Raw genomic sequence first — 12,889 nt, 5'->3', positions numbered from 1 at the left:
AGCCCTTTCGCGAAGCTACTGGTTGCGATTGCAGGAGATCATACCCCGCGAGGGTCTTTGGGCGATGGTCAGAAAGCGACCATGCTGCTGTTGGCCGGTCTGCCTAACCTGCCAGCATGGCGGCGAGCAAAGCCGTGCGTGGGGCGAGGTGCTCGATCAGGATGGATTCGTGGGTTGCGTGGGCTCCTTCGCCGACGGCTCCCATGCCGTCGAGCGTGGCGATGCCGAGCGCGGAGGTGAAGTTGCCGTCGGATGCGCCGCCGGTGCCGGCCTCGGTCAGTTGCCAGTCGATTTCAGCGGCCAGAGTCTGGGCGCGGCGGAAGATCTTCACGGTGCCGCGGGTGCGCTCCATGGGCGGACGGTTGATGCCACCTTCGACGGTGAGGCAGACGCCGGATTTTGGCGTAGGTTTGAGGGCGGCGAAGCGCTTTTCCATGCGCGGGCCGTCGGCGCGTTTGGCGACGCGCACGTCCACTTCGGCCCATGCCTCGGCGGGGACGACGTTGGTTTTTGTGCCGCCGCCGATTACGCCGACGTTGACGGTGGTGCCGCGTTTGAGGTCGGTCCAGGCGCTGACCTTTTCGATCTGGTGGGCCAGTTCGAGAATCGCCGACCGGCCGCAGGTGAAGTCGACTCCGGCATGGGCGGCGAGGCCTTGCACATTGAGGCGCCAGTTGCCGGTGCCCTTGCGACTGGTTTTGTAGGCGAGGCCCTGGGCTGGTTCGAGGACGTAGACGGCGCTTGATTCCTGGGCCAGCTTTTCGGTGATTGGGCGGGAGACCGGGCTGCCGATTTCTTCTTCGCTATTAAGCAGAAGGATGATTTCGGTATTGAGCTGGCTGGCTTCCTGAAGCATTTCGATGGCGGTGAAGGCCATGGCTACGCCGGCTTTCATGTCGAGCGTGCCGGGGCCCCAGAGGCGAGAGTTTCCTTCCGAGTCGGGCTTGATGCGGCAGGGCATGGTCTTCAGTGTGCCAAGGGGCCAGACCGTATCGAGGTGGCCGAGGACGAGGATGCGATTGGCGGCTGCCGACTTTCTCGGACCAAAGCGGAGGCCAAATCTCAGTTCAAGGACGTCGCCGAATTGGCGCTGGCGGTGACGCTTGATGCGGCCGTCGAGGGATTTGGCGTGAGCGGCGGCGAGGTCCATGCAGGCGTCTACGGCGGCTTTATTGTCGGAGGGTGACTCGGCAAGGACAAGGCGCTGGGTTAGTTCGAGGAGTTGAGATTGTTTGCGGCGGGCTCCGGCGAGGAGGGCGCGTACGGGGATGGAAATGGGGTCTTGGATGGTCACGGCCATCCAGATACTTTCGCATATTCTTCCCGGTGCCGCTTACAACTTCTTTACAAATGCCTTGTTTACAAGGCGAATGCCGCGCATAATGTGGTAAAAATGCCACAGCCGAATCTGTGGGAAACTCGTCTAGTCTACTAATAACGGAAAGACAGTCCCACGCCTGCGGGTATTATTTGGCCAATTTTAGCCCTAATCCGACACACCAAGAACAGACCATCGAGTCGCCCCTTGAGTTTTCAGGGGTAGGTCTGCATTCCGGGGCACCGGTCACGATGCGTCTGCTTCCTGCCCCAGCAGGCTCCGGAATTGTCTTTCGGCGCACGGACCTGGACAACTTCGAGATTCCGGCAACTGGCCGCAATGTCGCCAAGGTCAGCTATGCCACCAGCCTGATGCGCCAGGGCGTGCTGATCTCCACGACCGAACATCTGCTCTCTGCGCTTATCGGCATGGGCGTCGATAACGTGATCGTGGAAATCGACAATCTTGAGCTGCCAATTCTGGATGGCAGCGCCAAGCCGTATGTTGAGGCATTTCTCGCTGCAGGGATTCGGCTGCAGCGCCGCCGCCGCGAATATATTCGCGTGCTGCGTCCGGTGGAAGTACGCGAGGGCGACAAGTTCATCGGCGTTTATCCCGGCGATGGGTACAGCATTACTTATGAGATCGATTTTCCGCAGCCCATCGGCTACGACAGCTTTTCTGTCGATCTGGAAACCGAAACCTATGGCGCGGAGATTGCCGCCGCTCGCACCTTTGGCTACAAGGCCGATGAACAGAAGCTGCGGAATATGGGGCTGATTCGCGGGGCGGGGCCGGAGAATGCCATCATTCTTACTCCCAAAGGCCCGGCGAACGGCCCTCTGCGCTTTGCGGACGAGTATGTGCGCCACAAGGTGCTCGACCTGATCGGCGATCTGGCGCTGGCGGGCAAGCGGATTCAGGGCAAGGTCGTTGCGGTGCGCGCCGGTCATGCCATGCACACCGCGCTCGTTTCGCGGTTGATCAAGGATCGCTCGGCGTGGGAGCTTTGCTGCGCTTCGGCTGCTAAGGCTGTGGCGGAGACTGCTATTCCGGCGGGGATCGGGAATCCTGCGCTGGTGGGCGCTTAAATTACTTTTCCTTTCTTTGCTTTCTGCTTTGCAATCCGGTGATTCCAGCCGTCATTCTGAAGATGTTCGCCATTCAGGAATAGATATCGGGGTGGGACTGCGGAGCGCCGTTGGTTGGCGACTCCGGCTCTTCGATGGTGATTCGGCCTTCGATTGCTTCTCTCGATAGAACATCCCGAGTCACATCCTCGAGCTTGTCGTCGCCGCCTGGAGCGAAGCGAATATTGAGGTTGGAGATGGCGGTTTGGGCGATATAGAAATTTTCGCTGGGGATTGTCTTCCAGTAGTTTTCCGAGGCGAGGGTTTGCGGATTGGCGGCTGACTCCTGAGCGTGGCGATAGGCGTAGAGGTCAAAGCGATCGACGTTGCGGAGCAGGATGCCAGTGAATTTGCCATCCGGATCGACAAAGTAATCTTCGACACGACCGCGATAGAGGTGACCGTCGCTCTGCAAGACATCGGCGACGACGAGAACGCCTTTGGGCCAGTTGAATCCGGTGAGCAGAACGTGCCACTCGGAGATATTGGGCAACACAAACTTTCGCGTAAACCAGCTGTAGAAGCGGGCGAAGGGATTGTGCCGATTCTTTGCCGTGCTGTGCCAGTCGCCGTATTTGCTGGCAAAGAGGCCAAAGGCGAGGCCTTCTGCGAAGGTAACGAGGAAAAACCAACTGAGGAAGCGTGCCTGGCGGCGCAGGACGAGATCGAGCGAACTCCAATATGTCTGAGTGGCGAGGCATGGAGCGGAAGGATTGCAACCGGCAAGCCTGGCGAGGTCGTTGGTGAGCAGCATTTCTCCTACGTGACGATAGTCCTGACGGCGCTCTGCGGAGGTGCCCTCGTGAATGGGAAAGGGATGGTGGCGCATAACCGGCAGGTACCAGACGCCAGCCAGGGCCAGGGCGAAGGGAAAGACGGCGACAGCGACGGCGAAGGTCGCCTCCTGCGTGCGGGTGCGCTGGAAAGACTTGAGCTTGACGGAGGAGAAAGAGGTCGCGAAGCGGAAGAGCGCGCCCGGAATAAGGATATAGAAGACGAGGAAAAAGGTAGTGACGAGGGCGATCATCGATCCCCCGTCCTTCGAATTGCGGGAAAAGCGCTAGCCTGCGAGGGGAACGGACTCCAGGGGAGTCTTGGGCGAGATACGAATGCGGCGACCGTCGGGTACGCGAAGCACGTAACTCTTGCCGCTGGCGAGGGTCTCTTCAATCTCCTGCTTACGGGCGCGGATGATGCGCTGGAGATCGCGGCGAAGGTCTTCTTCCGGAGAGCTACGACCCAATGCCTCGGATAGCTTTTTGAGATCGACGACCATGGATGCCTCAGGAAACCACCTGCCGCGCTAAGTGATGCGGATGGAGGTGGTTCCAGAGATAGTATGCGCGTATCCATGGGAAATATCCACAAGAGGTATCATCTTCGCCACTTGTTCGCCCTGGGATTAGTCTATACGAAAACAATGCACATGGGCGTGGCGGCGGCGATGTTCTTTCCCTCGTTGGATAGTTCGCCCGTTTTGGGATCGCGTGCGAAGACGCTCAGGTTGCTGGAGCTTTGATTGGCTACGAGCATCCAGCGTTCGGTTGGGTCGAGGGTGAAGTTGCGCGGAACCTTACCGCCGCAGCTGGTGCGGGGATTGTCGGAAATGGGGGTGAGCGTGCCGGCGGGGTCGATGCGGAAGCCCATGAGGAAGTCGTCGCCGCGGTTGGCGAAGTAGGCGAAGCGGCCGTCACGCGTGAGGACGGCGTCGCAGCCGGTGTTGGTGATTTCCCCGTGTTTCGAGGCGTCGCCCGCTGGCAGCAGGGGGACGGTCTGGATCGGGGTGAAGGTGCCTGCGCTCCACGACAGTACTGTGACGGTGGAGTTGAGCTCATTGACGCAATAGGCGATTTTGCCGTTGGGGTGGTAATGCAACGTACGCGGGCCAGCGCCGGGCCGGGCTTCGAAAGCGCCCGCGGGGGTGAGTTTGGCGTTCGCGGCGTCGAGTTTGTAGATATGGATCTTGTCTGCGCCGAGGTCGTTGATGGTGACGATGCGATTGTCGGGCGAGACGCAGGCGAAGTGGGCATGGGCGGCTTCCTGGCGGTCGGCGATTGGGCCCTTGCCGGAGTAATGTTCGCTCCAGACGGCTTCGCTGAGCTTGCCGTCGGTGGATAGGAAGCTGGCGGCGCTGCCTCCCGCGTAATTGGCGCAGATCACGGTGCGGCCGGTCTGGTCGGTGGTCAGGTGGCAGGTGCCTTTGCCTTGTGAGGCTACGTTCGATATGGGCGTGAGCTTGCCGTCGGAGAGATGAAAGCTGGCTACCGAACCGGTGGGCTTTCCCTGAAATTCATCCAGTTCGCAGGCTACGTAGAGGAAGCGCCGATCCGGCGAGATGTGCAGCCAGGTGGAGTGCGAAACGACTCCGGCAATCCCTTCCGGCTTGAGCGTGCCGGTGGATGTGTCCCAGGCGAAAGAGAGAATGCCGTCGGGGGTTCCGCTGCCGACGAGAATGCGCTTGGAAGCGAGCGGCATCTCTGGAGCCGCCAACAGCTTTGATCCTGCGACAGTAGCCGAGAGCGAGAGGGCTGCGGCGCCTGCTACGAAATTCCTGCGTGAAATCTGCGAGCCGGCGGGAGCGGGGCGAGTTGGGTTAGCCATGTTGCAAAAGATTGTCGCCGATCAGGCTAATCATGCGCCAGTGACCGAGGTTAGTGGTTGCGGATCGATGCGTATTGACCTGGTTGGGAGCACCGGTGCATGGAAATCTTTCAAAAATTTACAAAAAGCGATGGGCCTGATTGCAGGCGGCTTGCGCGGACACGTTTTATTCATTGCAAACAGCAATACGACAGCCGCACTATATGCGACTTATAATTCGTGTATTGATTTGCCGATAATACCAAAGTGAAGGAGTATCTATGCCATTTCCCCCGCGCACACACCTCTTTGTGTGTCTTTTCGCCGGTTTGTTTTGCACAGGTCACGCACTCAGCCAAACAATCACAGGGCTTTCGCCTTCCAGTGTTCAGGCTGGCAGCGGCGGATTCGTACTGACGGTGGGCGGATCGAATTTCAATTCTGAGTCGAAGGTAAGAATCATTACATCGAGCGGAATCCAGCCCCTGCAGACTTACTTTATCAATGCCAATATGCTGATGGCCGGAATGTATTCCGGTGACGTCCTCAACGCGGGGACGATCCAGGTGGACGTTGCGAACTATTCGACGCAGTCCAATTCCGCCCCGGTCAATTTCTATGTGCTGGCCGCGGGTTCTGGATCTGGTTCAGGCTCTGGATCTGGTTCAGGAACTGGCTCCGGCTCGGGTTCAGGAACGGGTTCTGGGTCTGGCTCAGGATCGGGCTCGGGTTCCGGTTCCGGCGGTGGTTCTGGTTGCTACATGTGCGTTTCGGGAGGCGGCTCTGGTTCTGGTTCTGGTTCAGGAACTGGCTCCGGCTCGGGATCGGGTTCTGGATCTGGCTCAGGTTCGGGTTCCGGTTCGGGCGGAAAGACGACCAGCCCCGCGGGGTCAGACTTGCTGGTGACGGTGACCTCTCCGTCTTCGGGACAATCGCTGAACGGCTCGGCTACTGTCACAGCCAACGCGAAGCAGACCAGCAATACCGACGGGAGCGTCGCATTCTGGGGTGTCTACGACTCGGGCAACCTGCTGTGGTACGACGGAAATCCGGATTCCGCGATCAATGTGAGTCTGGCCTTGTCGTCCGGCTCTCACAATCTTCAGGTGACGGCCTTTGACGACGCCTTCAAGCCCTCAACGGCAACGGTGCCTGTGGTTTCAACCTCATCGGGCAAGACGGTCAAGTGGAATGCCTGCATTTACACGAGCGGCGGCCAGAAGTATCAGGCTATGCAGATTTCAGCCACGCAGCCTGTGACGGGAGTCTTGCAGTCGCAGATGTTCTGGAACTCGAACTGCGATCCGGTTCAATGGACCGATCAGTTGAACGATGTTGGTTCAACCATGACCCTCGGTACCGGGTTCGGCTACACCTACTACTTCATTCACCGTGCCAATACGCCAAATGTCTCCGCTGTGTGGACGATCGGCAATCAGGCCTCGGGCTGCGTGAACTACAACACGGCTCCGGCATGTGATTGAAGATAGAACGGGGAGCCTCGGTCCCGAAGCTCCCCGCTAAGAACTGTTAACCAAACCCGATCTGGCTCGTTGTATAGGCAGAAGACGCTGAAAACTCTGCTTCCCTGAGGGGTCAACGAAGATGCCTAGCCTGAGCCGGACGAAATATCAAATCGCGGCACTGCGGATGTGCCGCGCCATCGTATTGCCACTTGCTCTCTTCGCCAGCCTGGCGGCCGCGCAACCACGGCCTGCGACCCAGCCTCACCTTGCCGCGGCGACGCCAACTCCGGTTGCTTCGGACAAAGATGTGGCCGCGACGCAAGAGGAGCTGATCCGGCTCCTGAGGCAGAGTCCGACTTTGACCGCCGTGGTGGCGCACGATCCTTCTCTGCTGGCAGATCAGGACTACGTACGCCGGAACAATCCGCAACTGGCGCAGTTTCTTGAGAACCATCCGGAAGTGCCGTTGAACCCGGATTTTTATCTTTTTACACATCTGGATGTGCAAGGCGGTCAGCGCTACGAGGCGCTGGAGCGCGAGGTCTGGCCGGATCTGGCCGATGCGCGCAGCGGACCTCCGGTTTCTGAGCGAATCATAAGCGACGGGGCGCCTGTTCTTGTTTTTATCTGCGTGATGGGTGTGCTGGTGTGGCTCACGCGGCTCTTTGTGGAGAACCGCCGATGGGGCCGCATCTTCAAGCTGCAAACCGAGGTGCATGGCAAGCTGATCGACCGCTTCAGCGCCAACCAGGAACTGCTCAACTACATGGGCACAGATGCCGGCAAGCGATTCCTCGAAGCCGCGCCCATTCCCGTCGATTTCGAGCCGCAACAGCGCGTTCCCAATGCCGTCGCACGCGTGCTGACTCCACTGCAGATCGGTATCGTGCTGGTGCTGCTCGGATGCGGATTCCTGGTCCTGCGCCACGCCGAAGCGGATATGCGCATTCCGATGCTTGTGCTGGGAACGCTCTTTTTGATGCCGGGTATCGGGTTTATTCTTTCCGCAGGTGTTACCTGGATATTGGCCGGGCGTCTGGGCCTGATCCCGGAGAGTCCTGCGGCCGGCGGCAAGGGATCGCAGCCCTATGAAACGCGCTTTGATGCCAGTGACCGGCAGTGATCGCGGATGTCACCGGATCCCGGGTTCGATCCTGCGACAGAGGAGTCCTCAACCAGTTCAACAAGCCGAATAAAAGAGAAACGCGCAATGCTCTGGGAATCCATTCTTCCGAACGCAATCTCCGGCGAGGCCTCGCACGCCGCCCACGCGGGCGATCTTATCCAGCTGCGCATGGATAGCGATGCCTTCGCCGGATTCTACGAGCGTTCGGCGCGTCCTCTGTGGGCATATCTGGCGCGCGTCTCGGGTGATCCGGCGCTTGCCGACGATCTGATGCAGGAGAGCTACGTGCGGTTTCTTTCTGCGGCTCGCACGCCGCGCCTGGAGGATGGAGAAGTCGCTGGCCGGCGCTATCTCTTTCGCATCGCTACCAATCTGCTGCGCGACCATTGGCGCCGTCCGGCATCTACTTCGATTGAAGAGATGCCGGAAGAGTTCTTTGCCGCCAGGGACGACTCCGAAAGGCCGGATTCGGAGCAGGGCCAGGCGGCGGCCATCCTCACGCCGGCCATGGCGCGGATGAATCCCAGGGAGCGTCAATTGCTTTGGCTGGCGCACGCCGAGGGATATTCGCACAAGGAGATCGCAGAAGTAACCGGTCTGGCCTCAGCCAGCGTTCGCCTACTGCTGTTTCGAGCCAGGCGCAAGATCGCCCGATTGCTGCGAGAGCCGGAGAGGATGCAGTTATGACACTCCGTCCATGCCCGCACGAATCGGAGATCCGGCGACTGCTCGAATTGGGCCACTGGGCTCAGTCATGCCCGCCGGAGTTGCGCGCTCACGCAGCAAACTGCCGAGCCTGCGGGGATCTGATTCTCGTCTCGCAGACCTTTCGCAGCGCGCGCGCGGCATCTCTGAGCGCGCCGCAGCTTGCGCCGCCGGGCGTGCTGTGGTGGAGAGCGCAATTGCGCCGCCGCAATGCCGCTGTCGAGCGCATCAACAAGCCTGTAGTTGGCGCGCAGGTTTTTGCTCTCGGCATCACGCTCGTTGTGGCCATCTGGTTGATTGGCTGGCAGGCCCGGGAGAGCTGGGTTTGGCTTTCTTCAATGAGGGCTGGATTTAAGTCCGGATTTAAGTTCGGGCTCGCGAGCAGGTTCTGGGCCGGCCTTGGGGACTGGGTCGCATCTATCTCGCAATCGCAGGCCTTTCACTTTCAGGCGCTTGTGCCGCTCAGTGCAATCAAGGCCGGGGTGAGCCTGATGTACTTGGTCCCCGGCCTCGCAATGCTCGCGTTGATCAGCGGCGTGGTGCTCTATCTCGCGTCCGAAAAACAATAGACTTCCTTTGACTTATGCGGTTCTTATAGCTCAGACGCGGCAGCTTTCTATCTCTACTGTGAAGAACGCTGAGGCTGGATAATTCAGGTCACGGCGATGGAGAGGAAAGCTTATGTGTAAATTGAAATTGATTGCCTTGGTAACTGGTGTTGCGATGATTTTTGCTGTAGGGGGTCCCAAAACAGAGGCTCAGATTGGTATCAGGATCGGAGTCGCTCCGGCTTGCCCCTATGGCTACTATGACTATGATCCTTACGGATGCGCTCCTTATGGCTACTACGGTCCCGAATGGTTTCACGGAGGCGCCTTCATTGGAGCTGGCCCCTGGTACCACGGACGTAGCAATTTCTATGGGCACGTAAATAACAGCTTCGACCGCCAGCACGGCTATCAGGGCCGCGCGCCTGAGAGAGGCGAACGAGCTACATACCGCACGAGAGCGCCGCGGCAATTTAAAGGCAATGAAATGCGAGATGGGCGAGGGCACGTCGGCGGCGGAGAGCAACACGGAGGCGAAAGGCACTAAAGCATGATGGCTCCGCATCCGAGTAAGAGCTGTCAAGTGGTGATTCATCGACGAATCGCCGCCTGACAGCTTCGTGTCCCGTGGCGCGAGTTATCGATCTGTGGATTCTGTGGGATTCAGACCGGCTATTTCTTCTGCAGCTTGTCGGTTGCCAGTTTGGCTGCTGTTTCCAGAGCGTCCGCAGCTTTCACCTTCACATCGGGCTCAACGCCTACGCCTTCCCAATCGGCCGCTCCGAATGGATTGATCGCCTTCACTTCTGGTATGCCGATGCCGAAATGGTCGTCGATGCGATGGAAGACGCCCGCATGGGCTCCGCCACGCGTCTTCTCGCCCACCAACGTTGCGCGTTTCAGCATCTTCAGGTCGTAGCAAAATTGCTCCGCGCCGGACCAGGTCGAGCCTGAAGTCAGCACATATACAGGCTTGTCCGCGAGCCGGTTGCCGAAAACAGGCGACCGCGTCCAGGATTGCGGCGACGGCATCTCTCTTGGGTTGAACAGATACTCAGGGTGGTCGAAGAGGTAGCTGGCGATGAACGACACCATCTCCGGAAAACCTCCGGTGTTGTCCCGCAGGTCGAAGATGATTGCGTCTGCGTGGTTCAACGAGGCCATCGCATGGGTTGCTGCTGTCCGGCACTCCGAAATATCGGGGAAGGAATTGAGCTTGAGATAGCCGATGTTATGCGGCAGGATCTCCACCTTTTCGAAGAAGCAGTTATTCTCCTTCAACTCCTTTCGGTAACGCGCAAGGTTCTCTGGCGCCGGTTCCGCACGGGGTTCGGGGAGTGTTTCGCGGCTGTAGACCATCTCGAGGTGCATGTCATGGCTCGCGTCTCTCATCTGCCGCGTCAGCATCTCGGCTAGCTCCTCGCCATTCGTTGCCGCGCTGTCGTCGCCACGCGCTGCGTGTGCTTGCAGAGCGTCCGCGGTTTGTTTGGCAACGCCTCGATCAAAGTAATACTGCCTGATACTTGCGGCTGCGGCATCGACTAGGCGCGTGCGCTCCGCAGTGACGGCTGGGGCAATCGTGGTGGTCGCGTCCTGCGGATTTGGCAGTGTCGTTTGCGCCTGGCTTGCCTGGACAAGCAGAGCGCTGCCGGTCAGCGCCTTTTGCTTGGAAGCGGCCTCCGACGGATGAGCTTCGCCTGCTTGCAGGCTGGCTATCTGCGTCGCTGGGCCGCTCGGGGATAGGATTTTTTCTCTACCATCCCCGCTGGGTGGCTGTGTCCTGTGGGCCGAGTTGGAGGCTTGCGCCTCGTTCGCATGTTGCGGCTGCGAGCCGCGGAGCCACAGCGCACGATAACTTCCGCCATGGACGATCAGAACCGAGATGGCCGCGAAAATAGCCATCGAAAGGACGGCAGCGGAGAAGAATGTTCCGGGAGGTGGAGCTTCGGTTTCCACCAGTTCGAAGCCGGGTATGCCGTCCTCGTGTTGCGCGGCAGGGGCGCGCATGAGTGCCGGTTCGGAGTGACGGTACTCGCGAGGAATGGAAACGGCCAGATCTGCCAGCATGTCCAGCCACAGCCGCAATCCCGGCAGAAGTCCTTTTTCGGCACTTGAGCGGTCGCGGAATAATTGCAGGGCGTCGTCCCCGTAGGTCTTGCGGAAATGGACGGGAAAGAGCCGGATCAGAAAGGCATATATCTTTTCAGACATAATCCCCCCTCAGAATCTTTTTGGCGCGGGCGACGCGCAGCAGGTCGGCGAGCCTTTCGGCCTCGGAGCGAGCTACTTTGCGCCCGGATGCGGTTAAACGGTAGAAGCGCCGCCGGTCCTGGCCAATTTTTTCATCGTCTTCCGGCTCGATTTCCTCGATCAGTTGTTCTTCGAGGAGCGACTGGATGGAGCCGTAGAGCGTGCCTGGGCCCAGCCGCATGCGGCCGGCTGTCTGCTCCTCAACCTGGCGCATAATCGCGTAGCCGTGCAAGTCCTCTTCCGCGAGTGAGAGCAGAATCTGGAAGGCCGCCGAAGGCAATGGATCGAGTTTTCGTTTTGGCATAGATGCTCGATGGTCGATATATCGATAAACGACTGTACTCCGGATTTGATTCTCGTGCAACCGGTTTTTGCGAGATGCCCCGTCGAATCGGGGGACTCGTTCAGCCCGGCTACACTGAAAACCGAGGCAGCGCGAAAAAATGGCCCATTACAACAGCTTCGTCCGGATTCCGATGTTCGTGCTGCGCCAGGCGATCGCGCCGCTGTCGCGTATCGACATGCTGGAGACAGATGTATTGCATCTGCGTGTTTGGCCGAATGACGTCGATTTCAACTTTCATCTCAACAACGCCCGCTTTCTGAGCGTCATGGATTACGGACGCATTCACCTGCTGGCTCGCGTCGGACTGCTTACGCCGATTCTCAAGGCGCGCTGGGCGCCGGTCGTCGGTGCTGTCTGGATCACCTATCGGCGCTCGCTGCCGCTTTGGGCGCGCTATCAGCTTGCTACGCATCTCGTCTGCTGGGATGAGCGCTGGTTTTACATGGAGCAGACCTTTGTTGGCGCGGATGGCCTGGCGGCTGTCGGCTGGGTCAAAGGAGCTTTGGTCAACAAAACCGGTATCGTGCCCCCGCAGAAGATCATGGATCTCGTCCAGCCGGGAATCGTGAGTCCACCGTTGCCCGAGGCGATTCAAATCCTCAATGGGCTTACGCGCGAAAAGCTACAAAATGCGACCTGACGGGTAGGTTCGTACAATGGAATCAGCCGCATGATCCAGTACCTCTATCTCAGCCGCATCGGCTACGCCGAAGCCCTCGCGATGCAGCAGGAATTGGTCGAGCTGCGCCACCAGGGTCGCATCGAAAACACGCTGCTGCTGCTGGAGCATCCGCCGGTGCTCACCCTGGGCCGCAACGCCCATCGCAGCAACATTCTGGCTACGGATGAGATGCTGGCCCGCAAAGGCGTCACGATTCATGAGATCAACCGAGGCGGCGACGTGACCTATCATGGTCCGGGGCAGCTGGTCGGCTACCCGATCTTCGATCTGCGCAGCCTGCAAAACTCGACCGGCGGAAGGCTTGGCCCGGTCGATTACGTTCGCCGCATGGAAGAAGCCCTGATTCGTCTCTGCGCCGGGTATGGCGTGCTCACAGGCCGCGTACAGGGGCGAACCGGCGTCTGGACCAACGCCGTCGCCGGACAGGAAAAGAAGATTGGCGCGATTGGCGTCCATGTTTCGCGTGGTATTACTTCGCATGGATTTGCCTTCAACATCACCACCGACCTGCGCGACTTCCAGTGGATCGTGCCCTGCGGTATCGCTGATCGCGAAGTCACCAGCCTCGAACTCGAAATGCCGAGTCCCGAACAACTGCCGACGCTGGAACAGGCCGCCGATGCAGCGGCGCGGCACTTCGGTCATGTTTTCGGTGAGCAGATTCTGGCCGTTGAAGGCGTCGACTCCCTCCGCGGCAACGCCGGACATCCTATCCGCGCAGCCGTCCGCGTGTAGCGG

General features: G+C 59.4%; 15 protein-coding genes. 9 read left to right on the top strand and 6 right to left on the bottom strand.

The genetic code is table 11. The annotated features are described in order from the left end of the window. Positions 1-103 precede the first annotated feature (103 nt). Complete coding sequence (locus tag OHL23_RS05045; RefSeq protein ID WP_263350675.1) at positions 104-1,300, bottom strand: M20 family metallopeptidase; 1,197 nt, start codon at positions 1,298-1,300, stop codon at positions 104-106. Positions 1,301-1,470: 170 nt separating this feature from the next. Between OHL23_RS05045 and lpxC the strand changes: the two genes are divergently transcribed. Further along, positions 1,471-2,409, top strand: coding sequence for a UDP-3-O-acyl-N-acetylglucosamine deacetylase (gene lpxC / locus OHL23_RS05040; protein ID WP_263350674.1), 939 nt, complete (start codon positions 1,471-1,473; stop codon positions 2,407-2,409). A gap of 73 nt (positions 2,410-2,482) precedes the next feature. Here lpxC and OHL23_RS05035 read toward each other — a convergent pair whose 3' ends face one another. The 3 genes from OHL23_RS05035 to OHL23_RS05025 form a co-directional block, all read right to left on the bottom strand. Continuing rightward, entirely contained in the window at positions 2,483-3,475 is a 993-nt protein-coding gene (locus tag OHL23_RS05035; protein ID WP_263350673.1) for a hypothetical protein, read from the bottom strand. Between the two features lie 33 nt (positions 3,476-3,508). Beyond that, positions 3,509-3,724 carry a hypothetical protein gene (locus tag OHL23_RS05030; protein ID WP_263350672.1) on the bottom strand — a complete coding sequence of 72 codons (216 nt, stop codon included), beginning with the start codon at positions 3,722-3,724 and terminating at the stop codon, positions 3,509-3,511. A gap of 131 nt (positions 3,725-3,855) precedes the next feature. Further along, a complete protein-coding gene (locus OHL23_RS05025) occupies positions 3,856-5,049 on the bottom strand; it encodes a lactonase family protein (protein ID WP_263350671.1) in 1,194 nt (397 codons plus the stop codon). Between OHL23_RS05025 and OHL23_RS05020 the strand changes: the two genes are divergently transcribed. The 6 genes from OHL23_RS05020 (at position 5,048) to OHL23_RS04995 (ending at position 9,420) form a co-directional block, all read left to right on the top strand. Further along, a complete protein-coding gene (locus OHL23_RS05020) occupies positions 5,048-5,299 on the top strand; it encodes a hypothetical protein (protein WP_263350670.1) in 252 nt (83 codons plus the stop codon). The two genes, OHL23_RS05025 and OHL23_RS05020, sit on opposite strands and share 2 nt — an antisense overlap. A 10-nt stretch (positions 5,300-5,309) precedes the next feature. Further along, positions 5,310-6,512, top strand: a complete 1,203-nt coding sequence (locus tag OHL23_RS05015; protein WP_263350669.1) for a hypothetical protein — start codon at positions 5,310-5,312, stop codon at positions 6,510-6,512. 121 nt (positions 6,513-6,633) lie between these two features. After that, on the top strand, positions 6,634-7,617 hold the full coding sequence (locus tag OHL23_RS05010) for a hypothetical protein (RefSeq protein WP_263350668.1): 984 nt from the start codon (positions 6,634-6,636) through the stop codon (positions 7,615-7,617). Between the two features lie 87 nt (positions 7,618-7,704). Next, positions 7,705-8,307, top strand: a complete 603-nt coding sequence (locus OHL23_RS05005; protein ID WP_263350667.1) for an RNA polymerase sigma factor — start codon at positions 7,705-7,707, stop codon at positions 8,305-8,307. Next, the gene (locus OHL23_RS05000; protein WP_263350666.1) at positions 8,304-8,894 is read left to right on the top strand and encodes a hypothetical protein; all 591 of its coding nucleotides are present in this window, start codon (positions 8,304-8,306) and stop codon (positions 8,892-8,894) included. The genes OHL23_RS05005 and OHL23_RS05000 overlap by 4 nt, the downstream gene beginning before the upstream one ends. A 112-nt stretch (positions 8,895-9,006) precedes the next feature. After that, positions 9,007-9,420: a hypothetical protein gene (locus OHL23_RS04995; RefSeq protein WP_263350665.1), complete on the top strand. Its 414-nt coding sequence runs from the start codon at positions 9,007-9,009 to the stop codon at positions 9,418-9,420. Positions 9,421-9,545: 125 nt separating this feature from the next. On the opposite strand, the gene OHL23_RS04990 is transcribed toward OHL23_RS04995, so the two are convergent. Continuing rightward, on the bottom strand, positions 9,546-11,084 hold the full coding sequence (locus OHL23_RS04990) for a S41 family peptidase (protein WP_263350664.1): 1,539 nt from the start codon (positions 11,082-11,084) through the stop codon (positions 9,546-9,548). After that, positions 11,077-11,427, bottom strand: a complete 351-nt coding sequence (locus OHL23_RS04985) for a PadR family transcriptional regulator (protein ID WP_263350663.1) — start codon at positions 11,425-11,427, stop codon at positions 11,077-11,079. The genes OHL23_RS04990 and OHL23_RS04985 overlap by 8 nt, the downstream gene beginning before the upstream one ends. Positions 11,428-11,566: 139 nt before the next feature. Between OHL23_RS04985 and OHL23_RS04980 the strand changes: the two genes are divergently transcribed. Further along, a complete protein-coding gene (locus OHL23_RS04980) occupies positions 11,567-12,109 on the top strand; it encodes a thioesterase family protein (protein WP_263350662.1) in 543 nt (180 codons plus the stop codon). Between the two features lie 30 nt (positions 12,110-12,139). Then, a complete protein-coding gene (gene lipB / locus OHL23_RS04975; protein ID WP_263350661.1) occupies positions 12,140-12,886 on the top strand; it encodes a lipoyl(octanoyl) transferase LipB in 747 nt (248 codons plus the stop codon). The last annotated feature ends 3 nt before the right edge of the window (positions 12,887-12,889 follow it).

It is taken from the genome of Acidicapsa acidisoli, from assembly GCF_025685625.1.
GTDB lineage: Bacteria > Acidobacteriota > Terriglobia > Terriglobales > Acidobacteriaceae > Acidicapsa > Acidicapsa acidisoli.
This window is presented reverse-complemented; position numbering and strand designations above follow the sequence as displayed.

Coding starts and splice junctions, on each gene's coding strand:
- OHL23_RS05045 (WP_263350675.1), bottom strand. CDS start 1,300: ATGGCCGTGACCATCCAAGACCCCATTTCCATCCCCGTACGCGCCCTC.
- OHL23_RS05035 (WP_263350673.1), bottom strand. CDS start 3,475: ATGATCGCCCTCGTCACTACCTTTTTCCTCGTCTTCTATATCCTTATT.
- OHL23_RS05030 (WP_263350672.1), bottom strand. CDS start 3,724: ATGGTCGTCGATCTCAAAAAGCTATCCGAGGCATTGGGTCGTAGCTCT.
- OHL23_RS05020 (WP_263350670.1), top strand. CDS start 5,048: ATGTTGCAAAAGATTGTCGCCGATCAGGCTAATCATGCGCCAGTGACC.
- OHL23_RS05025 (WP_263350671.1), bottom strand. CDS start 5,049: ATGGCTAACCCAACTCGCCCCGCTCCCGCCGGCTCGCAGATTTCACGC.
- OHL23_RS05015 (WP_263350669.1), top strand. CDS start 5,310: ATGCCATTTCCCCCGCGCACACACCTCTTTGTGTGTCTTTTCGCCGGT.
- OHL23_RS05010 (WP_263350668.1), top strand. CDS start 6,634: ATGCCTAGCCTGAGCCGGACGAAATATCAAATCGCGGCACTGCGGATG.
- OHL23_RS05005 (WP_263350667.1), top strand. CDS start 7,705: ATGCTCTGGGAATCCATTCTTCCGAACGCAATCTCCGGCGAGGCCTCG.
- OHL23_RS05000 (WP_263350666.1), top strand. CDS start 8,304: ATGACACTCCGTCCATGCCCGCACGAATCGGAGATCCGGCGACTGCTC.
- OHL23_RS04995 (WP_263350665.1), top strand. CDS start 9,007: ATGTGTAAATTGAAATTGATTGCCTTGGTAACTGGTGTTGCGATGATT.
- OHL23_RS04990 (WP_263350664.1), bottom strand. CDS start 11,084: ATGTCTGAAAAGATATATGCCTTTCTGATCCGGCTCTTTCCCGTCCAT.
- OHL23_RS04985 (WP_263350663.1), bottom strand. CDS start 11,427: ATGCCAAAACGAAAACTCGATCCATTGCCTTCGGCGGCCTTCCAGATT.
- OHL23_RS04980 (WP_263350662.1), top strand. CDS start 11,567: ATGGCCCATTACAACAGCTTCGTCCGGATTCCGATGTTCGTGCTGCGC.
- lipB (WP_263350661.1), top strand. CDS start 12,140: ATGATCCAGTACCTCTATCTCAGCCGCATCGGCTACGCCGAAGCCCTC.